Source organism: Acinetobacter sp. YH12233, from assembly GCF_013417725.1.
In the GTDB taxonomy this organism is placed as follows: domain Bacteria; phylum Pseudomonadota; class Gammaproteobacteria; order Pseudomonadales; family Moraxellaceae; genus Acinetobacter.
In genome coordinates this window covers 98,417-124,256 of sequence record NZ_VPDK01000002.1, presented here as the reverse complement: position 1 = coordinate 124,256, position 25,840 = coordinate 98,417, and the positions used below count along the sequence as shown (strand labels likewise).

General features: G+C 42.9%; 22 protein-coding genes. 9 read left to right on the top strand and 13 right to left on the bottom strand.

Features of this window, described 5'->3' with window-relative positions:
• Positions 1 to 11: 11 nt before the first annotated feature.
• The 5 genes from gyrA to FTV12_RS01955 form a co-directional block, all read right to left on the bottom strand.
• The gene (gene gyrA / locus FTV12_RS01975) at positions 12 to 2,984 is read right to left on the bottom strand and encodes a DNA gyrase subunit A (RefSeq protein ID WP_180033446.1); all 2,973 of its coding nucleotides are present in this window, start codon (positions 2,982 to 2,984) and stop codon (positions 12 to 14) included.
• Positions 2,985 to 3,240: 256 nt separating this feature from the next.
• Positions 3,241 to 3,906 (bottom strand): hypothetical protein, encoded by a 666-nt coding sequence (locus FTV12_RS01970; protein WP_180033445.1) that lies wholly within the window; start codon positions 3,904 to 3,906, stop codon positions 3,241 to 3,243.
• 170 nt (positions 3,907 to 4,076) lie between these two features.
• Positions 4,077 to 5,009: an electron transfer flavoprotein subunit alpha/FixB family protein gene (locus FTV12_RS01965; RefSeq protein ID WP_180016990.1), complete on the bottom strand. Its 933-nt coding sequence runs from the start codon at positions 5,007 to 5,009 to the stop codon at positions 4,077 to 4,079.
• Between the two features lie 18 nt (positions 5,010 to 5,027).
• Complete coding sequence (locus FTV12_RS01960; protein ID WP_159124425.1) at positions 5,028 to 5,780, bottom strand: electron transfer flavoprotein subunit beta/FixA family protein; 753 nt, start codon at positions 5,778 to 5,780, stop codon at positions 5,028 to 5,030.
• 513 nt (positions 5,781 to 6,293) lie between these two features.
• Complete coding sequence (locus FTV12_RS01955; RefSeq protein WP_180016992.1) at positions 6,294 to 6,899, bottom strand: LysE family translocator; 606 nt, start codon at positions 6,897 to 6,899, stop codon at positions 6,294 to 6,296.
• Positions 6,900 to 7,012: 113 nt separating this feature from the next.
• Here FTV12_RS01955 and FTV12_RS01950 point away from each other — a divergent pair, with 113 nt between their 5' ends.
• Entirely contained in the window at positions 7,013 to 7,507 is a 495-nt protein-coding gene (locus FTV12_RS01950) for an Lrp/AsnC family transcriptional regulator (protein ID WP_005236726.1), read from the top strand.
• 48 nt (positions 7,508 to 7,555) lie between these two features.
• On the opposite strand, the gene FTV12_RS01945 is transcribed toward FTV12_RS01950, so the two are convergent.
• The 7 genes from FTV12_RS01945 to FTV12_RS01915 all read right to left on the bottom strand — a co-directional run bounded on the left by FTV12_RS01945 (position 7,556) and on the right by FTV12_RS01915 (position 13,663).
• Entirely contained in the window at positions 7,556 to 7,930 is a 375-nt protein-coding gene (locus tag FTV12_RS01945) for a hypothetical protein (protein ID WP_180012776.1), read from the bottom strand.
• 207 nt (positions 7,931 to 8,137) lie between these two features.
• Positions 8,138 to 9,028, bottom strand: a complete 891-nt coding sequence (xerA, locus tag FTV12_RS01940) for a site-specific tyrosine recombinase/integron integrase (protein ID WP_180017013.1) — start codon at positions 9,026 to 9,028, stop codon at positions 8,138 to 8,140.
• A 26-nt stretch (positions 9,029 to 9,054) separates the two neighbouring features.
• Positions 9,055 to 9,672 carry an alpha/beta fold hydrolase gene (locus FTV12_RS01935; protein ID WP_180016994.1) on the bottom strand — a complete coding sequence of 206 codons (618 nt, stop codon included), beginning with the start codon at positions 9,670 to 9,672 and terminating at the stop codon, positions 9,055 to 9,057.
• A gap of 95 nt (positions 9,673 to 9,767) precedes the next feature.
• A complete protein-coding gene (gene dapF, locus FTV12_RS01930) occupies positions 9,768 to 10,613 on the bottom strand; it encodes a diaminopimelate epimerase (RefSeq protein WP_004784684.1) in 846 nt (281 codons plus the stop codon).
• A gap of 12 nt (positions 10,614 to 10,625) precedes the next feature.
• Positions 10,626 to 11,870 (bottom strand): diaminopimelate decarboxylase, encoded by a 1,245-nt coding sequence (gene lysA / locus FTV12_RS01925; RefSeq protein ID WP_180016996.1) that lies wholly within the window; start codon positions 11,868 to 11,870, stop codon positions 10,626 to 10,628.
• Positions 11,871 to 11,894: 24 nt separating this feature from the next.
• The gene (locus FTV12_RS01920; protein ID WP_005236736.1) at positions 11,895 to 12,128 is read right to left on the bottom strand and encodes a lipoprotein; all 234 of its coding nucleotides are present in this window, start codon (positions 12,126 to 12,128) and stop codon (positions 11,895 to 11,897) included.
• A gap of 131 nt (positions 12,129 to 12,259) precedes the next feature.
• Positions 12,260 to 13,663 (bottom strand): amino acid permease, encoded by a 1,404-nt coding sequence (locus tag FTV12_RS01915; RefSeq protein WP_159124419.1) that lies wholly within the window; start codon positions 13,661 to 13,663, stop codon positions 12,260 to 12,262.
• Positions 13,664 to 13,984: 321 nt separating this feature from the next.
• Here FTV12_RS01915 and FTV12_RS01910 point away from each other — a divergent pair, with 321 nt between their 5' ends.
• The gene (locus FTV12_RS01910; RefSeq protein ID WP_180016998.1) at positions 13,985 to 15,331 is read left to right on the top strand and encodes a sodium:alanine symporter family protein; all 1,347 of its coding nucleotides are present in this window, start codon (positions 13,985 to 13,987) and stop codon (positions 15,329 to 15,331) included.
• 72 nt (positions 15,332 to 15,403) lie between these two features.
• On the opposite strand, the gene FTV12_RS01905 is transcribed toward FTV12_RS01910, so the two are convergent.
• A complete protein-coding gene (locus tag FTV12_RS01905; protein WP_180017000.1) occupies positions 15,404 to 15,835 on the bottom strand; it encodes a hypothetical protein in 432 nt (143 codons plus the stop codon).
• A 188-nt stretch (positions 15,836 to 16,023) separates the two neighbouring features.
• On the opposite strand from FTV12_RS01905, the gene radA reads away from it, so the two are divergent.
• The 7 genes from radA (at position 16,024) to FTV12_RS01870 (ending at position 25,822) form a co-directional block, all read left to right on the top strand.
• A complete protein-coding gene (gene radA, locus FTV12_RS01900) occupies positions 16,024 to 17,412 on the top strand; it encodes a DNA repair protein RadA (protein WP_166137748.1) in 1,389 nt (462 codons plus the stop codon).
• 117 nt (positions 17,413 to 17,529) lie between these two features.
• The gene (locus FTV12_RS01895; protein WP_166137751.1) at positions 17,530 to 18,534 is read left to right on the top strand and encodes a Tim44 domain-containing protein; all 1,005 of its coding nucleotides are present in this window, start codon (positions 17,530 to 17,532) and stop codon (positions 18,532 to 18,534) included.
• Between the two features lie 249 nt (positions 18,535 to 18,783).
• Complete coding sequence (locus FTV12_RS01890; RefSeq protein ID WP_166137754.1) at positions 18,784 to 19,308, top strand: tetratricopeptide repeat protein; 525 nt, start codon at positions 18,784 to 18,786, stop codon at positions 19,306 to 19,308.
• A gap of 305 nt (positions 19,309 to 19,613) precedes the next feature.
• Positions 19,614 to 20,996, top strand: coding sequence for an adenosylhomocysteinase (gene ahcY, locus FTV12_RS01885; RefSeq protein WP_005236746.1), 1,383 nt, complete (start codon positions 19,614 to 19,616; stop codon positions 20,994 to 20,996).
• 193 nt (positions 20,997 to 21,189) lie between these two features.
• A complete protein-coding gene (gene metF, locus FTV12_RS01880) occupies positions 21,190 to 22,026 on the top strand; it encodes a methylenetetrahydrofolate reductase [NAD(P)H] (protein ID WP_005236747.1) in 837 nt (278 codons plus the stop codon).
• A 31-nt stretch (positions 22,027 to 22,057) separates the two neighbouring features.
• Positions 22,058 to 22,768, top strand: a complete 711-nt coding sequence (locus FTV12_RS01875) for a 16S rRNA (uracil(1498)-N(3))-methyltransferase (protein WP_180010634.1) — start codon at positions 22,058 to 22,060, stop codon at positions 22,766 to 22,768.
• 177 nt (positions 22,769 to 22,945) lie between these two features.
• A complete protein-coding gene (locus FTV12_RS01870) occupies positions 22,946 to 25,822 on the top strand; it encodes a bifunctional diguanylate cyclase/phosphodiesterase (protein WP_180017002.1) in 2,877 nt (958 codons plus the stop codon).
• Positions 25,823 to 25,840: the final 18 nt, after the last annotated feature.

The window sequence follows — 25,840 nt, the reverse complement described above, 5'->3', positions numbered from 1 at the left end:
AGTAGCAGAACTTATTCCTCTACTGTATTGTCATCATCTTTTTCAGCTTCTTGTGTATCAGTTACATCATCAGCTGCAGATTCAGTATTTTCAATATCTTCCAATATTTCCAACTCATCTTCAACTGCTTCAATCGCTTCTACACCCACCAGTTTTTCATCTTCAGCCAGACGGATCAGACGAACACCTTGTGCATTACGACCAGTCTGTGCCACTTCAGAAGCACGGGTACGTACCAATGTACCGCCATCAGAAATCAGCATCAGTTCTTTAGATGCGTCAATCGCAACTGCACCGACCAGCTCACCGTTACGTTCTGAGGTCTTGATTGCAATCACACCCTTACCGCCACGTTTCTTGGTTGGGAAGTCATCTACCGGGGTACGTTTACCATAACCATTTGCAGAAGCACACAGCACTTCACCGGTTTCAGGTACAACCACTAGAGATACGATACGACTAATGAAGTTAGCTTCAGTTGTATCTTCATCATCAGATTCAACATCTGCATCTTCTGCATCTTCAACCTGAGAAGCACCGATGGTCACGCGCATACCGCGCACACCTTTGGCTGAACGACCCATTGAACGTACGTCAGTCTCTGCGAAACGAATTGCTTTACCTTCGTTCGAGAACAACATAATTTGCTGTTCACCGTCAGTAATCGCAACACCAATTAAGGTGTCATCGCCATTCAGTTCAATCGCACGTAAACCGTTTGAACGAACATTTGAGAACTGTTCCAGTTCTACACGTTTAATCGTACCGTACTCAGTCGCCATAAACACATAGAAGTTCTTACGAACAGCTTCGGCTTGCTGTGCAAAGTCATTGATGATGTCAGCATCAAGATCAGTGGTTGAAAGTGCTAAACCAAGCTCTTTCAATTGAACACGCAGTGCATCAGAAATATCATCTGCACCATCTTCAGATTCAGCAAGAGCTGCTTCTAGTGCCGCAAAGTGACTATTGATCACTTCATTGGTTTGCAGCTGGGCAGCATTGGTCTTCACAAATGCCTTGAAGTCAGCCAGACGTTCTTTGAATTTCTTCGGTGCATCAATCACTGGCAAGATAGCAGTAATGGTTTCGTTGTCATCCAGCGGCAACAAGTTCACCATTGGGCGACCTTTGGCACCACGCGAAGCTTGTGGCACCTCATAAACTTTCAGGCGATAAACCTTACCGACATTGGTGAAGCAAAGTACCGTAGCATGGTTCGATGTTACAACCATGTGCTGGATGTAATCGTCTTCTTTCATGCTGGTTGCAGACTTACCACGACCGCCACGACGCTGAGCAGCATAGTCAGATAATGGTTGAGTTTTCGCATAGCCTGTTTTTGAAACGGTCAGAACCATTTGCTCTTCAGGAATCAGATCTTCACGAGAGAAGTCGATACGAGATTCAACAATATCTGTTTTACGCGCATCGCCATATTGCTGAAGAATCAATGCCAGCTCTTCTTTAATGACGTTCATCAATAAGTTGAAGTCATTTAAGATGGCTGTGTATTCAGCAATTTGACCTAAGATTTCAGAATATTCAGCTTGAAGTTTATCCTGCTCAAGACCGGTCAAACGGTGCAAACGCAGTTCCATAATCGCGTTGACTTGAGTCGGAGATAAGCGATACACCTCACCATCAATACCAAATGGGCGCTCTGGATCTTCGCCTTCAATTTCGTCAGGACGTACAGAAACAGCACCCGCTTTTTCAAGCAATGCTGCCACACCGCCTGCTGCCCACTCACCTGCTTGTAAACGTTCACGCGCTTCAGCCGGGTTGGCAGAAGTTTTGATGGTTTCGATGATGGCATCAATATTTGCCAGAGCAACGGTTAAACCTTCTAAAATATGACCACGTTCACGTGCTTTGCGCAGTTCGTACATGGTACGACGTGTCACGACTTCCTGACGGTGACGAATGAACGCCGCAATGATGTCTTTCAGGTTCATCAATTTCGGCTGACCATTGTCCAGACACACCATATTGATGCTGAAAGAATTTTCTAACTGTGTATTCTGGAACAGGTTATTGACGATAACTTCAGCATTTTCACCACGCTTCAGGTCAATCGCAATACGCATCCCTTCTTTGTCAGATTCATCACGAAGTTCAGAAATGCCTTCAAGTTTTTTCTCTTTGACCAGCTCGGCGATACGTTCAATCGTTTTCGCTTTGTTGACCTGATAAGGAATTTCTGTGAAGACAATCGTAGTACGGCCAGATTTGGCATCTTCTTCAAAGTGATATTTACCACGAATATGCAAACGGCCTTTACCGGTACGATAGGCATCCACGATACCTGATTTACCGTAAATAATACCGCCCGTTGGGAAATCTGGACCGGAAATATATTCCATCAGACCTTCGATGCTGATATTTGGATTATCTGCATAAGCCAGACACGCATTCACCACTTCAGTCATGTTGTGTGGCGCCATATTGGTCGCCATACCGACTGCGATACCGGCCGCACCATTCACCAATAGGTTCGGAATACGAGTTGGCATGACTTGCGGAATACGCTCAGAACCGTCGTAGTTATCTTCCCAGTCAACTGTATCTTTTTCCAGATCGGCCAGTAATTCATGGGTCAGCTTACGCATACGAACTTCGGTATAACGCATTGCCGCAGCGCTATCGCCATCGATCGAACCAAAGTTCCCTTGACCATCAACCAGTTGGTAGCGCAGACTAAAGTCCTGAGCCATACGGACAATGGTTTCATAAACAGCATAATCACCATGTGGATGATATTTACCGATGACATCACCTACAACACGGGCAGACTTTTTGTAAGCTTTGTTGTAGTCATTGCCCAATTCGTGCATTGCGAATAGCACACGACGATGAACAGGTTTTAGACCATCTCGTACATCCGGCAAGGCACGTGACACAATCACGCTCATTGCATAGTCTAAATACGAGTGCTTGAGTTCATCCTCAATGGCAATCGGTCTAATTTCCGATACGCTCATGCATACTCCTTATTCTACAAGCCAGATTTGGCTTGCATTTATATGTCGTAAATCCAGCTATAAATCGGCTCAAAAAAAGCTGAACCAATATTAAAATTTAGTCGTACAGTATAGCATAATCTAGGCTAAATTTATCTGTTTCATCCCCAACTATCCACAGGATTTTTAGTAGAAATTTTAATCACTTCACAATATTTTGATATTAAAAAACCTCTGCTTGCAGAGGTTCATTTTTTTCTTTAAAAAAGCAAGTCACTTAAATATGAAGTTTAGAATCGATATCGGACAAATCATCTTCAGCTATGACCTGACTAGTTGATTTTGTCACAGCACAATCTTGCTTCATTAATGGATAAGCGACCAGGAATAAGCCGATAATAAGCGGAAATTCGTATAGTTCTCCCATCAAATCTTTATAGATAAAATCTGTAAAAATAAAATGAATAAAAAACCGATTATGTTCAATGCCATCAGACATCAGCAAGCCAATGAAAGCTAATATGAGTGCCCAAATTGGAAGTGATACATGCTTAAACTTATAAGCAATTTCTTGACGCAAAGGTGCTAAAAACAGCATAAACACCACGGGTGCAATCACAAGAACCGAAATACCACGGAAATAGATTTTTGGCACTTCCGGGAAATAGTCACGTCCCCAGCTGGTACTTCTACCAAACAGCATAATCCACCATGCAACTGACCAGAGCCAAAATTGTTTTTGACCTTTACTTAATTCAAATGGACGGATATAGAAAAAACTAAATACGGCAAAACCAAACAACATTAATGCTTGAATTGACTCAACTGCTGTAACCGTCATACCTCCTAACAAAGGAAGGTGCAAACTCGGGAGAAAAGGGAAAATCAAACAGCAGATCATCATTACCAAAATACTGACTGGTAACTGAAAATCAAATTTCACGGACACTCCGCCAAATGGCAAGCTTAATAAAAGTTTAATATTAACACAAAATATACAATAACCAAAATTTCGAGTCAGAAATGGACGACTTGTTAGTTAGATTAATTATTTAGATTAAAAAAAAAGAAAAACGCTCCTAAAGGAGCGTTTTTTTGAAACTGATTCAGAAATTAGATTTTAGAAACCAATTCAGGAATTACAGTGTTCAAGTCACCTACTAGCCAGTAGTCAGCTACTGCATTAATTGGAGCTTCTTCATCTTTGTTGATCGCAACGATCACTTTAGACTCTTTCATACCTGCCAAGTGCTGGATCGCACCAGAGATACCTACAGCGATGTACAGGTCAGGTGCAACGATCTTACCAGTTTGACCAACCTGCATATCGTTAGGAACGAAACCAGCATCAACTGCAGCACGTGAAGCACCTTGAGCAGCGCCAAGTTTGTCAGCTAGTGGATCAAGGATTTTGTGGTAGTTCTCACCAGAACCTACACCACGACCACCAGAAACGACGATACGAGCAGCTGTCAATTCAGGACGTTCAGATTTAACGATTTCTTCATTAATGAACTTAGAAATACCAGCATCACCAGTAGAAGCAGCAGCTTCAACCACAGCAGAACCACCTTCAGCAGCAACCGCATCAAATGCAGTACCACGAACAGTTGCAACGATTACTGATTCAGAAGACTCAACAGTTGCAATCGCGTTACCTGCATAGATAGGACGCTTGAATGTATTTGCAGAATCAACAGCGATGATGTCTGTGATCATGCTGACATCAAGAAGTGCAGCAGCGCGTGGCAGAATGTTTTTGCCAGTTGTAGTAGAAGCAGCAAGAATATGGCTATAGCCTTTACCTAATTCTGCAACCAGTTTTGCTACATTTTCAGCCAATTGGTTTGCATAAGCAGCGTCGTCAGCAAGTAAAACTTTGCTTACGCCCGCAACTTTAGCTGCCTGATCAGCAACTGCTTGAGCGCCAGAACCAGCAACCAATACAGTGATATCACCACCGATTTTTTGCGCCGCAGCAACAACGTTTAAAGTAGCAGCGTTAAGTGCTTTGTTGTCGTGCTCAGCGATTACTAAAATACTCATGATTTTTATCCTTCTGTATTAGATCACTTTCGCTTCGTTTTTCAATTTTTCTACAAGCTCGTCTACAGACTTCACTTGTACGCCAGCTTTACGCTCTGCAGGAGATTCAACTTTTACTGTTTTCAGTTTAGTTGTAGTAGTTACACCGAAATCTGCAGGTGACTTGGTATCAAGCGGTTTTTTACGCGCTTTCATGATGTTTGGAAGAGCTGCATAACGTGGCTCGTTCAAACGTAAGTCAGTAGTTACGATCGCTGGAAGTGATAATTCAACAGTTTGTAGACCACCGTCGATTTCACGAGTCACTTGTACTTTGTCGCCTTCAACTTTAACTTCTGAAGCGAATGTACCTTGACCTGCACCTAGAAGTGCACCAAGCATCTGACCAACCTGGTTAGAGTCGTCATCAATTGCTTGTTTACCAAGAAGGATCAATTGTGGTTGTTCAGCTTCAACAACACCTTTTAGAATTTTAGCAACTTCTAGCGCACCTAGCTGGCTGTCATCAGCTTCAACCAGAATACCGCGGTCAGCACCAAGCGCCATTGCAGAACGGATTTGTTCTTGCGCTTCTTTAGGACCAATAGAAACAACAACGATTTCTGAAACAGTTCCTTTTTCTTTTAAACGAACCGCTTCTTCCACCGCGATTTCACAGAATGGGTTAATTGACATTTTAACGTTTGTTAAGTCAACACCACTGTTGTCCGGCTTAACGCGAACCTTAACGTTGGCATCAACCACACGTTTTACAGCAACAAGAGCCTTCATGTAATCCTCGGCTGTTTTAGCAAATGTAAATGTTGAGAAAAGTTATAATAACTCTTCACTTAAATTTTTTTAGGTGCCCTATCTTGCAATGTGCACGGCATTTCGGTCAAGTCACAATTCAGCAAAGAGCTGTAAAAATGCGTAATTTTCCTTGAACGATGCGTTCACAATTAATCCGTATCGATTTATTACAATGAATTTTATCAATATTTAATAAAATTTAACCTTTGATTTTTATTATGTTTTTATTTGATGAAACACATCAGAACTTTTGATTTTTGCTTATTAAATGCACAAATCCGTCCTGAGATTTGTGGAAAATGACTTATATTTAAAAATGACCGCTTTGGTCAGTTTGGACATAATAGAGAATTGTTCATCATTTATTCTGCATATCTGCTCAATTTACTCCGCTTTATTTTGTTGGCAGGTCTAAAAATCGGGTTGTCATCAATCTATAAATATAAAAAAAGCATACCGGGAGCAGTATGCTTTTTTAAAATACGACATTGCTTAATTAATAATTAACCAGCTTGCAGCAAGGGCAAGTAAACCACCTGAGGTGCCATCAACCCATTTCTGTTTACGCTCATCAATTTGTGTATTGCGGGTAATTCTGCTGAACAGAATGCTGAGAGCACAATAAACAATGAAAATCATACCGATAAAAATAAAAGAGAGAATTAAGCCTTGGCTCACCGTATTTCCGCTTTTATCGATAAACTGCGGCAAGATCGCAAAATAGATCAGCATGCCTTTAGGATTGAGTAAGGCCGTAAAGAAGCCTTTTTTCACTGGATTAGCAGTGGTCTTTTTCTCAATTTTCATTGAGTTTTTACTAAATACTGATTTCAACAGGCTACAAGCCAGATAGAGCAAATAAGCAATACCCAACCAGCGAATCGCCTCAAACAATACCGGAAAAGACACGATAATCGCTGCGATTCCTATTGCTACCAAAATGGAATGTACCAGATAACCTGAACAAATCCCGATAGTTGCCATCATGCCTGCTTTTGCATCTTTACCCATCACTTGAGACAGGATAAACAGCATATCTGGTCCAGGTGTAAAAATCAGGGGGAGCACGGTCAGTGCAAAAAGTGCAAATACAGACATTTCCTTTTTCCTTTGAATCTTCGGAAAGTGGAATTAGTATCTGCGAATTTTTACAAAATAGGCTTTCAATTTATTTTATAATAAGTATTATTTTTCGAATTATATTCTAATTTATGAAAATATCTTCCAAGTCTGTGCGAGTAAAACTTGATCGAATTGATAAAAATATCATTCATCACTTGCAAGCCAATGGTCGTATTCAGAACAACGATCTGGCACGTGAAATTGGACTATCCCCTTCTTCCTGTCTGCGTCGGGTGAAATTGCTTGAAGATGCGGGCGTGATCCAAAATTACACCACCATCGTGGATTCACAGAAAATCGGTTTTCAACTGATTCTGTTTTCACGGATCTGGCTGGTCGGTCAGGATGCAGAAACCATTGATACTTTTATTGAGGCGATGAAAGAGCTGCCTCAGGTGATGGAGTGCTATATCATTCTGGGTGAATGTGATGCGATGTTAAAAGTTGTGGTGCCTGATCTGGAAAGTTACCGTAAATTCCAGTCTACCCATCTAACCAAGAAAAATGGCATTACCAGTGTCAAAACTGATTTACCCAGCCAGATCATCAAGCAAAGTTTTCAGTTACCGCTGGATGACTTATAAAATATTTCAACAATAAAAAAGGATGACCTTGGTCATCCTTCATATTTATTAAACTTGTAAAAAGTCACGATGCACATGACTCAGTTCAATCAGTTCATAAGACTTTAGATCAAAAATATTCCAGATTTCGAGCGCATCTTCTTTCAGGTCAACAGCTTTACTGGCTCGCTGTGTGGTCTGCCATTGCAGATCAGAAATCCATAGATAATACTGGCCTGTTTCAGGATTATAAGCCTGCATTTTCCCTTCTGCATTAATCCCTTGCACGATTGCCCCTTCAGGGAGAACGGCTTCAATAGTGGGCAAGCTAATCTCAACAAAATGTTTGATCTGGCGTAAACCATAACCCGCGAACATGTCTTTTTGAGCTGGGCTTAACTGCGCATACTTTTGTTGTATATCCGGGATAATTGCTGTGTCCATAAAAATTCCAGTATCGAGATCGCTGATTTTCTTTTAAAAATTGATTACTATTTATACTTATATCCGAAAACAGCCATTTGAAAAATAAGACAATAGTGAAATATCTTTCCAACAGTCTGTTCAGGTCATATTTTGAGCATGATACATGAAAGTTTTATGCCATGAATCCTAATCATCCGACAAGCGGAAGAAAACTTTATATTTTCCCTATTCTTTATGCTGTGCCCGCGGATGCGCCTGATCATAAATCTGCGCAAGTCGATCAAAATCAATATGAGTATAAATTTGTGTGGTACTCAAATTGCTATGCCCCAACATTTCCTGAACGGCACGAAGATCACCACTATTCGACAGCATATGGCTGGCAAAACAATGCCGCAATAAATGCGGATGCAGGTCAACATTAACCCCTGCACGCTGCGCCTGAAACTTGACCCGGTTTTCAATTTGCCGTGCACCGAGCGGATTGCCTTTTTGGGTGATAAATACATTCGCGTCAGGTACAAAATCACCATTCCAGAGCGGATAAACTTTTAGCCATTCCATCAGACTGTCTTTGGCTTTTGAACCAAAAGGCACTACCCGGGTTTTATTGCCTTTACCAGTAATACGCAAGAGCTGACGATTAAAATCAACATCCTTGATTCTTAAGCTCTGAATTTCTGCCAAACGTAAACCACTGGAATAGAGTAATTCCAGAATCGTCTTGTCTCTCAACCACATTTGCTGCTGCGCTTCGGTTTCTGGAGCCGGCTGGTCCAGAATCTGGTTCACAGTTTCAATATCGACCATACCCGGCAAAGGACGTGACTGACGTTTCAACTGAAAATCATCAGCCGGATTAAATGCAAGATACTGCGCCTGCTCTGCCCATTTCATGAACTGGCGAATCGAAGAGAGCATCCGCTGCAAGCTACTCGAACTTAATCCGTGCTGCTCGACTTTTTCAGCCAGAAATTGGCGTAAATCCGTGGCTTCCACATCATTAAGCGCTAGTTGTTGTACTGCGCAGAATTCCAGAAAATTAGCTACATCACGTTCATAGGCCTGCAAGGTATGTTTAGACTGGTTCTGGATCTCACGTTCTTTGAGCCAGATTCCGAGCAAGTCTTTTGCAGAAAGCTTTACTTGCTCCATTCAATTGACTCCAGCCAAGCTTCAATCAGTTCTGCGGTCTGTACTGGATGAGTCGCCGCAAGGAAATGATCTCCGCTTTGAATTATATGCAGGTTTGCATGTTTCAAATTTTGCTTTAAGCATTGCCCCACCTGAACGGTACTTAAAGCGTCTTGGTCACCCCAGATCAGTAGAACAGGAATCTCAAGATTGCTTAACTGTTTCAGGCTAAATACGGTTTGATCTTGTAAAAACCAATCAGGAACATCTTTAAACTGCTCGCGATAATCTATCCGCCAGTCAGCACAACCGAACTGTGATAGATCCACACCACCAGAAGTTGCCAATAAAACCAGTCCTTTGACTTTCTGTGGATGATGCAGTGCAATTCCAACTGCAAGAACTCCCCCCATGGACTGGGCAACCAGAATCGAATCATCCTCAATCTGCTCTGTGATGAGTTCCTGCAGATCATGAAGATTTTGAATAGTTGAATTTGGTTCTACCCCATCGAAGCCCGGATATGTCAATATTTTTGTAGATTGATCTGTTTTTAAATGAGCCAACAACGGCTGCCAAAAGCCTTGGCTGCCTGATGCACCCGGTAAAAACACAAGCTGATTCATAGAGCTGTTGTGATATCAATTAAATATGGAATTCATCCTATCATAAAAAAAGCACCGTACTATGTGCGGTGCTTTTTAGAGAAATAAATGTGGGATTAACCCTGGAAGTAGCGCAAGTCCAGTCGACCTTCATAAACATTGGCAGTTGGACCTGTCATCCAGACTACATCACCTTCTTTCCATTCAATCTGCAATTTACCACCCGCAAGTTCAATTTCGACCTTGCTAGATAACAAACCACGGCGCATACCAGACACTGCTGCAGCACAGGCACCTGTACCACAAGCCAGTGTTTCGCCTACACCACGCTCATAAACACGTAAACGAGCATGCTTTTCATCAATGATCTGCATAAATCCAGCATTAACGCGTGCCGGGAAACGCACATGAGATTCCACCTGTGGACCAATTTTAGCCACATCAGCAGTCAACACATCCGGAACAATCGTCACTGCATGTGGATTACCCATATTCACCACATCAATCGTCAGTTTCTCACCACCCGCCAGATCGATGTCATACAGATTTTCCGGTTCTTCAGCCACGAATGGAATTTCCTGAGGTAGGAATTTTGGATAACCCATATTCACTCGTACCCAGCCATTGGCACCAAGTTCAGGTTCCACGATTCCAGCTTTGGTCTGTACCTTGATTTTGGTTTTAGTCGTTAATTGACGTTCATGCACGAAACGGGCAAAACAGCGCACACCATTACCGCACTGCTCAACTTCAGAACCATCCGCATTAAAAATACGGTATTTAAAATCTGCACTTGGAATATCAGGCGGTTCAACAATCAAGAGCTGGTCAAAACCCACACCAAAGTTACGATTTGCCAAGCGCTGAATAGTGAGAGTATCCAGATAAGCACGCTGGCTAATCAGGTCTACCACCATAAAATCATTGCCCAGGCCATGCATCTTGGTAAATTCAAGCAACATTATTCAGTCTCCTTAAGGCAATAAACGCTCACGTTCCCAAAGTGATTCAACCGTTTCACGCTCACGAATCAGATGCGCCTGATCACCATCCACCATCACTTCAGCAGCACGGCCACGACTGTTATAGTTTGAACTCATTACGAAACCATATGCACCAGCCCCAAGAACTGCTAGTACATCATTTTCTTTAATGGCAAGCTCGCGTTCTTTGCCCAGGAAATCGCCTGTTTCACAGATCGCGCCCACCACATCCCATTCTTTTGTTTCCACATCTGTACGCGGTGTCACAGACTGAATATCCATCCATGCTTCATATAAAGCTGGACGAATCAGGTCATTCATCGCGGCATCAATGATGGCAAAGTTACGGTGATTGGTTGGTTTCAGCAGATCCACTTTGGTCAGTAACACGCCTGCATTCGCTGAAATACTACGACCCGGTTCCATATACACTTTCAGGCCCAGTTTTTCTAAAGCAGGACGCATGGCATTGGCATATTCTTCAACCGATGGCGGTGTTTCATCTTTATAGGTCACACCCAGACCACCACCAATATCGATGTGTTTCAGGTTGATGCCCATGTTTTTTAGCTTGTCGATCATGACAATGACACGATCCAGCGCATCAACAAACGGCTGGGTTTCAGTCAACTGCGAACCGATATGACAGTCAATCCCGACCACTTCAAGATTTGGCAATGATGCTGCATAAGCATAGGTATCAAATACGCTATCTGATGGAATACCAAATTTGTTTTCTTTTAAACCAGTGGAAATATATGGATGAGTCTTGGCATCAACATCCGGATTAACACGTAGAGAAATCGGCGCTTTAACCTTAAGTTCAGCCGCTACTTTCTGAATACGGTCCAGTTCGGCATAAGATTCCACATTAAAACAGGCGATGCCTACTTCTAATGCCTTTTTAATATCTGCTTCAGATTTACCCAAGCCTGAGAATACGATTTTTGAAGGCTCACCACCGGCTTTCAAGACACGAGCCAGTTCACCACCAGTCACGATATCGAAACCAGCACCCTGCTTGGCCAATACATTCAATACCGCAAGATTAGAGTTTGACTTTACCGCAAAACAGATTTGATGATCGATAAAGCTAAAAGCACGGTCCATATCCAGATAATGCTTTTCAAAAGTTGCTTTTGAATAAACATAAAGTGGTGTGCCAAATTGCTCTGCGAGCTGTTGCAGTGAACATTGCTCAGCATGCAATACCCCATTAATGCGGGTGAAACTCATGAATGTATCCTTTCTCTGAAAGTCTTAAGGAGATGGTGTTGAATCGGATTCAGCGGGCGCTTCAAATTGCTGCTTGACCGGCGCATCCTGTTGTTCATCTGATACTTGCGGTGCAGATTCAGTATTTTTATAGAGTAAATACTTGGCACGTTTATCGTAGTTTGGATCATTTGGAAGATGTAAAGCTCCCGACTGACCACAACCGACCAAGGCAAAACCGACTGTAATTAAACTGATGTAGCAAATGACCTGACGCATCTGACCACCTATATGAGTATTTTCGATGAAGTATAACGCGATCATCCGTATGACCAAAGCGCTAAACGCTAGAGAGTATATTCAGACATAAAAAAACGCCAGCAGATCGCTGACGTTTTTATTGATATGGATTATTTATGTTTCTGTTTATATAAGCCTAAATATCCAATAATCAGCAAAATGAACCACACCGGGCTGACCATCAAGGCACGACGGGTATCATCTTCCAGCGATAACACACCAATCATACCAACAAAGAAAATAATGACGATCCAGCAAGTCACCAATCCACCAGGCAGCTTGAATATGGATTTAGCATGCAATTCCGGACGGGTACGGTAATAGATCATGTAGCTCCAGATAATGATCAGCCATACACAGATAAACAGAATAGTCGACAAAGTCGTTGCTAAGGTAAATGCTTCAACCGTATTCGGCACGAAGTATTGTAATGCTGCACCGAGCAATAAACAGATCGCTGAGAAATACAAAGCATTCGCTGGAACGGCGCGCGAATTCAAACGACCAAATGCTTTCGGTGCCTGTTCTTCACGAGACAAACCAAACAGCATACGGCTGGTTGAGAACACCCCACTGTTCATCGATGACATTACTGATGACAACACCACCAGGTTCATGATGATCGCGGCCGCCGCAATACCTGCTTGACTGAACAGATTCACAAACGGAGAAACATTTGGATTGATCTGATCCCATGGTGTTACTGACATCACAATGATCAGAGCCAGCACATAGAAAATAATAATACGGATCGGAATCGAGTTCACCGCTTTCGGCAGGTTACGCTCTGGATCTTTGGTTTCAGCAGCCGTAGTACCAACCAGCTCTACACCTACAAAGGCGAAAATCGCAATCTGGAAACCAGCCAGGAAACCCATAGTTCCTGTCGGGAATAAACCGCCATGATCCCAGATATGGGCAAATGAAGCGACCGTACCTGCATCATTAGTAAAGCCAGTAAAGATCATCCACAGACCCACACCAATCAAAACAATAATGGCGATAATCTTGATCAAAGCAAACCAGAATTCCATTTCACCAAACAGTTTCACGGTTGCCAGGTTCAAGCCCATAATAAAGACAATAGAGGCAATACTGATCAACACGCCTTCACCCGGAGTAAATGGCAGACCGTTATTAAAGAATTGCAAGTAATAGATAATGGCTGACAAATCCGCGATACCAATCGTGATCCAGCATAACCAGTAGGTCCAGCCGACAAAATAACCTGCCCATGGCCCGATCAGATCTGTGGCAAAATCAATAAAAGATTTATATTGCAGATTGGATAACAATAATTCACCCAATGCACGCATGACCAGAAACACCATAAAACCGATGATCATATAAATCACCAGAATGGATGGTCCTGCCAGGCTAATGGTTTTCCCTGAACCCATAAACAGGCCGGTGCCAATCGCACCCCCAATGGCAATTAACTGCAGGTGCCGGTTGGATAAACTACGCTGTAGCTCACCATCTTCCGATGATGAGTGACTATATTTTTCTGACATTATTTCATTTCAACTTTGAGTTTTAATCGCGACAAATTAACGTAAAAAACATGGAATACAAAAAGAAAATTCGCATCATTTGTATTTTCCAACTAATCTTGCAAGTTAATTTATTTTTCTTATATCAATATTCATTTATCTTTAGTCTTAGTTTTAAGGCGCAATGAATACAGGATTTTTCTTGTCAAAGCGCTGAAACTATGTAAAAAATAGAATACAAATCCGCCAATATTCGCGTTTAGGATGAGCGCGCATGGCATAGCAATTGCTTTTCAATCAACATCTCAAATAAAGCTGACACGGATAAATAAGAAGAAATTTATGCAAAATTTACAAAGCATCATGGAAACCGTCAGTGGCTGGGTCTGGGGCCCATATATGCTGGTCCTCATTGTCGGTACCGGTATATTCCTGACCTTCCGCCTGCTGTTCTGGCAGTTCCGCATGTTGCCACTGGCCTTTAAACAGGTTTTTGGCAAACACCCTTCGCATGAAGGCGATATTTCCCAGTTTGGCTCACTCATGACCGCACTGTCAGCTACAATCGGTACCGGTAATATTGCCGGTGTGGCAACTGCCTGTGTGCTGGGTGGTCCTGGGGCCGTATTCTGGATGTGGATGACTGCCCTGTTCGGAATGGCAACCAAATATGGCGAAGGTGTACTGGCCGTCAAATACCGGGTTAAAAATGAACGCGGTGAAATGTCTGGCGGTCCAATGTATTACATTGAGCGTGGCCTGAAATGGAAATGGCTGGCGCTGATCTTTGCGTTCTTTGGTGCTGTCGCATCTTTCGGAATTGGTAGTTCAGTTCAGTCCAACACTGTTGCACTTGCAGTAGAAAATGGTTTCGGTCTGGAAACCTGGATCACCGGTATCGTGATCACTGCGTTTTCTGCACTGGTAATTCTAGGCGGGATTAAGTGGATTTCTAGAGCTGCTTCCTTCATCGTTCCAATTATGGCGATTGGTTATGTGGCGGGCGGTCTGATCATTATTTTCACCCATCTCGATTTAGTGGGCCCTGCACTGAAAATGATTTTCACCTATGCCTTTACTGGTGAAGCTGCCGTAGGTGGTGCGATTGGTGCGGCGATTCGTTATGGTGTCGCGCGTGGTGTATTCTCAAATGAAGCTGGTATGGGTTCGGCACCGATTGCCGCTGCTGCTGCAAAAACCGATCATCCTGCCCGTCAAGGTCTGGTTTCCATGACCGGAACTTTTATTGACACGATTATTGTCTGTTCGATTACCGGTATTGTCTTGGTGATGGGCTTCATCATGGCCGGCAGTGATTTTGGTGGACAAACCGGTGCTGTTCTGACCGTTTCTACATTTAACAAACTGCTGCCAGGTGTTGGTGGCTGGATTGTGACCTTCGGCATTATCTTCTTCGCCTATTCCACCATTTTAGGCTGGAGCTACTACGGCGAAAAATGTGCCACCTATCTGCTCGGTGAGAAATTTGTATTCCCTTATCGCATCATCTATATCCTGTCAGTATTTATTGGCTGTGTAGCGACACTAGATCTGGTCTGGCTGTTTGCAGATACCTTCAACGGTTTGATGGCGATTCCAAACTTGATCGGCCTGTTACTACTGTCTGGAGTGATCGTGAAAGAATCCAAAGATTTTATTGCTCGCCGTAAATCAGGTGAATTGTATTAATAAAATTTAAAACCCTTAATAAAAAAGCCACTTTCTTAGTGGCTTTTTTATTATTTAAGTTTGCTAAAAATATCAGTTCACACGGCCAGAAAATTCATCGTCATCATCATGGGCTTGATTTAGATTTAAGAATTCTTCACGATCGGCTTCAATTTCCAGCGCAGTTTCTAGAGATAATACAAAGAACAGCACTCCCGGAATCTTCATTTCCCCTTCGGCATCTTCAAGATGTTCACTAACCATTTGGTAAATTGGATGGGCTTCATCAAATGGTACATCGATATAAAGATCACCTGAATAACTTTCAATCACACCAGGCTGTTCTATCCCCATGCATGGTGCAAAGTTAATTTGGCGTTGCTCCAGCCATTCCATCAGGTTCTGACGCAAATGATAGGACTCAGCATCTGCATTTTCATGTTCGTAATTTTCAAAATGTACAAATAATACATCACGGTCTTTTTCACGTGCGATTGCATCGATATGTTTTAAAAGTTGTGGCATGTCAGGTTTCCTGTACCCGTGATGAATTTTCTCATTATAGGAGGTATTTCACTTTCATGTAGGATGGTGAATTCATAAGCGTCATATGCTGACGTAAATCAGTGACTTTTTCAGCCAAAGGTCTTGGTTTTCAGTCTCATTCACCGCTATGCTGTAGCCCCCATTCCCAATATTTATTTTCGGAAATTATGGCTAAAGCAAAAAGTGTGTATCGTTGTGAACAATGTGGAGCAGACCATCCTAAATGGGCGGGTCAGTGTTCTGAATGTGGGGAATGGAACAGTCTGGTAGAAGTCAGTATTGCGCCAGCAACGACACATCGTGCTCAGCCAAAAATTGGAGGTTATGCCGGTCAGGCAGCTGCGATTACTACCTTAAATAAAGTGTCTGTTTCACATGAAACCCGTCTGCAAACCGGGATTGGCGAATTTGACCGAGTCTTAGGTGGTGGTCTGGTCACAGGTTCCGTGGTGCTAATTGGTGGTGATCCGGGGATTGGTAAGTCAACTATCTTATTGCAAACTGCAACCCATATGGCAGCCGGCAACAGCTCTGCCCTGTATGTGACAGGTGAAGAATCCCTGTCTCAGGTGGCATTGCGTGCCCAGCGTCTGGACTTACCCACAGACCAGTTGAAAGTCATGGCAGAAACCTGTGTGGAACGCATTTGCGAGGTGCTTGCACAGGAACGTCCTGCTGTTGCGATTCTGGATTCGATTCAGACTTTATATACCGAAACCTTGCAGTCTGCGCCAGGTGGTGTATCACAGATCCGTGAGTCTGCCGCCCTACTGACCCGTTTCGCCAAGAATAGCGGAACTGCCCTGTTTATTGTCGGTCATGTGACTAAAGAAGGTGCCTTAGCAGGTCCACGTGTATTGGAACATATGGTGGACTGTGTGCTGTATTTTGAAGGCCAGTCGGATTCTCGTTACCGTATGATCCGCGCAGTCAAAAACCGTTTCGGTGCAGTCAATGAACTTGGCGTCTTTGGCATGACCGATAAAGGTCTGCGTGAAGTCGCCAATCCATCTGCCATTTTCCTCAGTCGTTATGATGAAGCGATTCCAGGTTCCATCGTCATGATTAGCCGTGAAGGAACTCGCCCACTCCTGGTTGAAGTTCAGGCTTTGGTCGATGACGCTCATGGCCAGCCACGCCGTGTAGCCTTGGGGTTAGAGCAGAATCGTCTGAATATGCTGCTGGCCGTGATGCACCGTCATGGTGGCGTACAAACATCCGGACAGGATGTCTATGTCAATATCGTCGGTGGTTTAAAGATTACCGAAACCGGTTCTGACCTGGCTGTACTTTTAGCGTGTGCATCTAGTATCCGGACCAAAGCATTGCCTCAGCAACTGGCTGTTTTTGGTGAAGTTGGTCTTTCTGGTGAAATTCGTCCAGTGCCGAATGGTCAGGAACGTCTGAAAGAGGCAGTCAAACATGGTTTTAAATATATTATTTTACCGCGTGCCAATGCACCGCAAAAACCGATTCCCGGCGTACAGGTCATTGCTGTAGCCCGATTGCATGAAGCCCTGAGTGAAGCCATGAGCCTAAGTGATGAACTCAGTTAGTTTTAATCGATAAATCTTGCAAAAAGCTTAAAAAAATACACATTTTTGATTGAAATCCCCTATAAAGCCTATATAAATAGAGTATTCAAATAAGTTTTTTTCACATAGGAAAATTGAATGGAAGTTCGACAGCGTGGTTTGATTGCAGGTCTTTTAACAGCAGCATTACTGGTTGCTCCTTTAACTGCTGAAGCAAAACGTGCCGGTGGCGGTAAAAGCCATGGTATGCAACGTTCTGCTGCGCCTACTCAATCTTATCAACAACCTCGTCAAGCTGCGCCAGCACAACAGGCTCCAGCCGCTGGTGCTGCAACTCAGCAAAGATCTGGCCCAGGTGTAGGTAGTATGGTTGCTGCCGGTGTAGCAGGTGCTGCCGTGGGTGCGGTTGCTGCCAATGCGCTGGCTGATGACAAAGAAGTACAAGCGGCTTCTGAAGCTCAAGCAGCTCAACAGCAACAAGAGGAAAAAGGTGGTATTCCTGGCTGGATCTGGATCTTGCTTGCTGCCGCTGTTGCCTTCTTCATTTTCCGTAAGATGGGCGCAAAAAAAAAAGTAGCTTCTAATCCATACGCTCCAAATAGTGGTGCTGGTCATTCAGCACCATTTGGTCAGACACCTCCTCGCGGTGGTGACAATACCAATATTTTTGGTCAGAACGTGGGTGGTAGCACGCCAAGCACAAATGCTCCGTTTGGTTCAGCTCCGGTAAATAATGCGCCATTTGGTGCAGCCTATACCAATAGCGGCAACCAGCTTCCAGATGGTACAGAACCTGCGACTTTCTTACGTGTTGCACGTCAGCGCTTTAACCACATTCAGTCAATGAATACGGCGAGCAATATTTCAGAAATTAAACGTTACCTGACTCCTGATCTTTACCAGTCGATGTATAACGATATTATGGCAAATCAGGATCAGGACGTAGCTGAGTTCTCTAACCTGAATGCAATGGTTGTGGATTCATCGAATGAGAATGGTCAATACGTAGTAAGCGTACGCTTCACTGGTACTGTAAGTGAAGACTTGAATAGCCAACCTCAACCGTTTGCTGAAATCTGGCACTTTGTCAAACCTGCCGGTTCTCAACAAGATTGGGTGGTTGCAGGAATCCAGCAAGACTAAATTCTTATCTCATTAATCGTATATCAACAGCGGCTTTCGGGCCGCTGTTTTGCTTTCTGAATCATGGAAAAATATTTAAATTTATTCTTGTTCTCTTTCTATTCGTTTTATTGTTATTCCTCTAAACAAATAGCTTAGTTTGCGTGTTTTAAGCTCTATCAGTCGACTTTTATACAAAAGCCAGTTTTCGGATTGGCTTTTTTATTTTGAACCTTTTAATCTAGATACAAAGATATTTGAGATACTGACATGACTGAGCGTGTTTCTCCCCCTGCCACGCTGGCAAACCGCGCATTGGCAGGCAATGCCGAAGCCCAATTTGAGCTTGCCGAGCTCTATATGCAAAGCGAGCATGACGAAGACATCATGCTGGCCGAAGAGTGGGCATTGAAAGCAGCCAATGGTGGCTGGGTTGAAGCCATGTACTGGCTCGGTGAGGGTTATACGGTTTATGCCAAAGAAATCGCTGAGGAAGACCCAGAAGATTCCAAAGCTCACTTTGAGTTAGCCTATTACTGGTTGAGCAAAGCCAATTTCGAAAAACACTCTGCAGCGACTTTAGAACTGGCTGGTTTTTACCGTCGTGGTGATGTGGTCGAAAAAGATGTTGAAAAATCTATCGCTCTTGTAAAGCAAGCAGCTGAATGGGGTGAAGTTCAAGCCATGCGTGATCTTGCCTTTATTTATGCCAATGGTCTTGGTGTGGCCGCTGATGACATACAGGCAGATTACTGGACTAAGAAAGCAGATGAAATTGAGCAGGACATAGAATAAATAACAAGCCCGTCAGATGATGGGCTTTTTTACGAGAATAAAACTTTATTTCAGTTTTCAAATATCAGGATATTTCTCAAAATATTTTCAAAATTTTCTTATTAGTCAGATAATAAACAATTTCGGATTGGAACCAAATTAATTTCCAAGTACAATACCTCGCTAGTCGAGGGATGCTGCGACGTTTTACAGGTACGAAATGTAAAAGCGCCAGGCTCGACGATCGGTCCAACTTTTTCTAGACGGACCAACAACGGCATCCGCGAACTGAATGATCAATTATTGTTTTTTATAAGGAGATCGTGATGAACGCGGTTAATGCTTCATTTACAGATTATAAAGTTGCCGATATTTCCCTAGCTGACTACGGCCGTAAAGAAATCAAACTTGCAGAAGCTGAAATGCCAGCCCTAATGGGTTTGCGTAAACGCTACTCAGCTGCTAAACCGCTTGCTGGTGCCAAAATTCTTGGCTGTATCCACATGACTATTCAAACTGCGGTTTTAATTGAAACTCTGGTTGAATTAGGCGCTGAAGTTCGCTGGACTTCTTGTAACATCTTCTCTACTCAAGACCATGCTGCTGCTGCAATCGCTGCACGCGGTATTCCTGTATTTGCATGGAAAGGCGAAACAGAAGAAGAATACATGTGGTGTCTTGAACAACAGATTAATGTCAATGGCAAACCTTGGGATGCCAATATGATTCTGGATGATGGCGGTGATTTGACAGCTGTTGTTCACGAAAAATATCCTGAACTGATTGCAAAAATTCACGGGATTACTGAAGAAACAACTACAGGTGTAGCACGTCTTCTGGAAATGTGGAAAGACGGCTCTCTGAAAGTTCCTGCGATCAACGTCAACGATTCAGTAACCAAGTCTAAAAACGACAACAAATATGGTTGCCGTCACTCTCTAAATGATGCGATCAAACGTGCAACTGACATGCTGCTTTCTGGCCGTCGTGCATTAGTGATCGGCTATGGTGACGTAGGTAAAGGTTCTGCTCAGTCTCTTCGTCAAGAAGGCATGATCGTACGTGTATCTGAAATCGATCCAATCTGTGCGATGCAAGCATGCATGGACGGTTATGAAGTGGTTTCTCCATACAAAAACGGCGTTCAAACTGGCAAAAAAGAAGATGTGAACGTTGATCTTCTTCAAAATACCGACCTGATCGTGACTACAACTGGTAACTACCACGTATGTGACGCTGCGATGCTAGATACACTGAAAGCTGGCGCAGTGGTTTGTAACATTGGTCACTTCGACACTGAAATCGATACTAACTACTTACGTGGTTATAAATGGGTTGAAGTGAAACCTCAAGTACACCAAGTATATCGTTCAGAAAATGAAAATGATTACCTGATCCTGCTTTCTGAAGGTCGTCTGGTAAACCTGGGTAATGCAACTGGTCACCCATCACGTGTGATGGACGGTTCATTCGCGAACCAAGTATTGGGTCAAATGCACCTGTTCGCTGAGAAATTTGCGGATCTTCCTGAAGATCAAAAACAAGCAGCGATTCGTGTAGAACTGCTTCCTAAGAAATTAGACGAAGAAGTTGCTGCTGCAATGGTTGCCGGTTTCGGTGGTGTTCTGACTCAATTGACTCCAGAACAGGCAGATTACCTAGGTGTACCTGTTGAAGGTCCATTCAAGTCTGATGCTTATAAATATTAATATCCCTCACCCCATCCCTCTCCCTTAGGGAGAGGGTGACCATCCAAATTATTTTCAATGAAGTTTTAATGACTTCAAGTGAAAAAAATATGGGCTTAAACCCTGCATAATTCAGTAATGAATTCTCCTCTCCCTTTGGGAGAGGTCAGGGAGAGGGTGATAAGTAAAAAGTATTTATAAAAAGGATTTGAACATGTCTAAACAGATTCCAATTTCTTTTGAGTTTTTCCCGACCAAAACCGATGCGGGTGCGGAAAAGCTCAAAACCGTACATCAAGAACTACAACTGCTGAACCCAGAATTCTTTTCTGTGACGTATGGCGCGGGTGGTTCAACACGCGAACGTACTTTATCTACGATCAATGACTTTAATGGTAAAGGTACACCCGTTGCCCCTCACCTGTCTTGTATCGGCGATGATAAAGCACGTATTGCTGAACTGCTTGATTTGTATAAGGCACAAGGAATTAACCGTATTGTCGCGCTGCGTGGTGACTTGCCATCTGGTCAGGTGGGCCTGGGTGAATTGCCTTATGCACAGGATCTGGTTCGCTTTATCCGTGAACATTCAGGTGACCACTTCCATATTGAAGTTGCCGCTTATCCTGAAATGCATCCACAAGCAGACAGCTTTGATAAAGATATTCAGCACTTTGTGGATAAGGTAAATGCAGGTGCCAATGCTGCATTAACGCAATTCTTCTTTAATCCGGATGCTTATTTCTACTTTGTAGAACGTATCCAGAAAGCTGGCATTGATATTCCAGTAGCGCCAGGTATCATGCCAATTACCAATGCCAGCAACCTGATTCGCTTCGCAGATGGTACAGGTGCTGAAATTCCACGCTGGATTCGCAAGCAACTAGCAACTTATGGTGATGACACTGCAAGTATCAAAGCCTTTGGTCATGAAGTTGTGGTGAAATTCTGCGAACGCCTGATTGCTGGCGGTGCACCAAGCCTGCATTTCTACACCATGAATACCACTGATCCAACCCGTCAACTTGTTAAAGACCTCGGTCTTGCATAAGTAAAATACCTGATTTGAGAGTAAAACTTTAATGCCACGTTTTTTTATTGAAGCTGATTTAGCAGTAGATACCACTGTAGAACTGACTGAAACAGTGTTTCATCATTGGGTTAAAGTTTTACGTGCTCAAGTCGGCGAAAAAGCCACCCTGTTCAATGGACAAGGTGGCGAATATGAAGTTGAACTGGTTGAAGTTTCCAAAAAGTCGGCTGCTGTACAGGTCAATAGTTATAACCCTACTGATCGCACACCAAAATTTAAAGCCTTGCTTGGCCAAGTCATGAGTAAAGGTGACCGCATGGATTATGCGATCCAGAAAGCGGTCGAACTGGGTGTATCTGAAATTCAGCTTTTAACCTCTGAACGCTGTGAGATGCGCCTGAAATATGATCGTGATCAGAAGAAACTGGATCATTGGCAAGGTGTAGCCATTGCCGCTTGTGAACAGTGTGGAATGAATATTGTTCCTAAAATTTTAGCGCCAATGTCACTTGAAAAATGGCTGGAAACTGATCTTCCTACTACCAAACTGGTGCTAGCGCCAAATAAAGAAGAAATTGATGTTCTGGTGAATGCCACGCCGGATATTGCCTTGCTGATTGGCCCTGAAGGCGGCTTGAGTGAAGCAGAAATCCTAGCGGCGAATGCGCAAGGCTTTGTCAATTGGTGTATTGGTGAACGTGTCCTGCGTACCGAAACTGCTCCTGTCGTTGCTCTCTCAATTTTGAATTACACTATTTAAGCGGTCAAAATTGTAAAATTTAGTTATTAATTTTATTGATTTTTATTTATAAGCACTCTACTCTTGAGTCAATAATAATGAAACACATATTGATTGATTTAAGAATCATTCAGGCTTGAATAAAAATTAAAATCTAGGATAAAAACCGTTCAGGACGAATACAAGGCACTTAATTATATGATTGATAATCAAGAGGCTTATATCAAAGAGCACTTGCATCGTGCTCAGATTGCGAACACGCTTCGACATAGCCGATATTTTCTGTTAAGTATCATGATTATTTGCCTCTATATTTTCTGTGTTTATCACATTCAATATAGCTTATCGAATAGTTATTTTAATCTCTGGTTTATCCTGACTGAAATTACCGTCAGCATGTGCTGGCTCATCAATACCCTGTATTTTAAACCTGAACAATATCAACTGAAAAATGCGCATTACTGGTTACAAATTCAGAGCCTTGCGGTAGGTTGCTGTATCGCTTCCGGTATTTCCCTGATTTATTATTACTTGCCGCAGGCCAATACCAATTTTGATGAAATAGAAGCACTGACTCTATCAGCTTTGCTGTTAATCGTGACCCAAGCTTTTGGTCTGACTTATCTAACCCAGAAGCTCAGTTATTTTTCACTGGTATTTTTGCCTTCATTGGTACCCTTTTTACTCTTTCAATTTTTTCATATCTCAGGTGCCAATCCAGTCTTTGGTCTAGCCTTAAATTTTGCAGTCATTGTGATCCTGCTCTGTGCTAATAGTACCTATCGTATTCATACCCGTACTTCCCGCCTTTATGCAGAAAATGAATTGCTGGTGAATAATGCCGAACAACAGGTCGCCTGGACGGATGAACTGTGCAAACAGCTACAAACGGAAGTCAATAAATCAAAAGATATCGAACTGGAGCTACAACTCAGCAATCAACTACTAGAGCAGAAAGTTCGTGAACGTACTTATGATATTGAACAGATTAATATTGATCTGAAAAACCAGCAGCAAAACCTTGAACTGACTCATGAAATCGCCGGTATCCGTCCATGGGACTGGAATATCAAAGACCGCAGTATTTTGCTGACCAATCATAAAGATGAGAAGGTACAACGGAAATCCAGTGAGCATCATTTGCAGTTACAACATATGATTCATCCCGATGATCTGGCTGCATTCAAAAGCAATATGAAACAGCATCTGCGTGGGAAAACTGAGCGCTATGAAGTAACTTACCGGATTCAGCAAGCGCCGGGAGTCTGGAGTTGGGTACATGATGTAGGTCGGGTGATCAGTCGCGATCCCGAAACTCACCGTCCTTTACGCATGGTGGGAATTTTGCGTGATATTCAACAGGAACGTAGTTCTCAAGAACGCCTGAAACTGGCAGCCAGTGTAATTGAGCAAGCAGCTGAAGGGATCTTCATCCTAAATGATGAATTACGTTATATCGAAGTGAACCCTTATTTCGAAAATTTGTCCGGTTTTGAACGTAATGACATCTTGGGTAAATATCTATTTGATATTACTGCGAGTCATAAGTCACAGCAGCGCAGCATTCATTCCAATATCATCAAACAAGTTGTGAAAATCGGTTCTTTTGATGGCGAACTGAGTGAGAAATTCCTGTCTGGCAAAGAGATGCCACTCTGGTTACATATCAATGCAATTACCGATGATGAAGGCCGTATCACTCACTATATCGGCATTGTCTCTGATCTGACTGAACGTAAATTACAGGAACAGCGCCTGTCTTATCTGGAAAATTACGACACACTGACTGATTTACCGAACCGTTTTTACTATAACTACCAGCTGCATCAATATCTGATGACGCAAAAAGATTCCATCAAGAAAATGGCGGTGATCCGACTCAATATCGATCGTTTCCGTCCATTGAATGAATATCTGTCTAATAATGGCGGTGATGAGCTGTTGCGTCAGGTGGCACAACGCTTACGTCTGACCAATGCTGAAGCTCTATTTGTTGCTCATCTAAATGGCGATGACTTTGCGATTTTGTATGAAATCTCGCATATTCGCCCTTCTGTACAAGAACATTGTCAACGTATTGCTGAAGCTTTCCAGGCTCCTTTCCATATTTTCGGCCAAGATTATGTGATTACCCTGTCGATGGGTGTAGCCTTCTATCCGGATCATGGTCGTCAGCTAGATTATTTGAATAACTGTGCTGAACAGGCGCTGAGTGAAGCCAAAAATCTCGGCGGGAATACTATCCATTTCTACTCCAATGAAAATACAGCTTTGCTAGAGCAAGGAATTTTCATTGAACGCGATCTGCGTAAAGCCATCCAGAATGGCGAACTGATAGTTTATTATCAACCGAAAATTAATTTCAATGACCAACATATTTATGGCTTTGAAGCTTTAGTGCGCTGGAAACATCCAGAAAAAGGCATCATCCCACCTAGCTTGTTTATTCCTTTAGCCGAACAGACCAGCCTGATTTCCGAGATCGGCCGTCTGGTGATTCAGCAAACTGCCAAACAGATTCGTGAATGGAATGATCTTGGCTTTCATAATATCTGTGTCTCTGTGAATATCGTGGCGCAGCAACTGCGTCGTGGTCAGTTACTCGATGATCTGGATCAGGCCATTAGCGAAAACCAGATTTCTGGCACCAGTCTGGAACTGGAAATTACTGAATCTTCACTGATTGAAAACTCTGAATCTGTCAAAAATCTGCTGAACCAGATCAAGCAGCGCCAGATTAATATCTCGCTGGATGACTTCGGAACCGGTTATTCTTCTTTGTCCTATCTTGCCGATTTTCCTATTGACATTCTCAAAATTGACCGCAGTTTTGTCTCTAAAATTGGCGAACATAAACAGGAAGCAATTGTCAGCGCCATGGTCGCGATGGGCAAAGCCATGGGCATGACTGTCGTCGCTGAAGGTATTGAAACTGAAGAACAGCTGCAATATCTACGTGATTTAGATTGTGATATTGCCCAAGGCTACTTCTTCTCCAAGCCATTGCCTGAACTGGAAGCAACTGCGTATTTAGAACAGAATCGCGTCGCTGAAACTTATATATATCAAGTCTAAGTCTATATCTACCTCGAA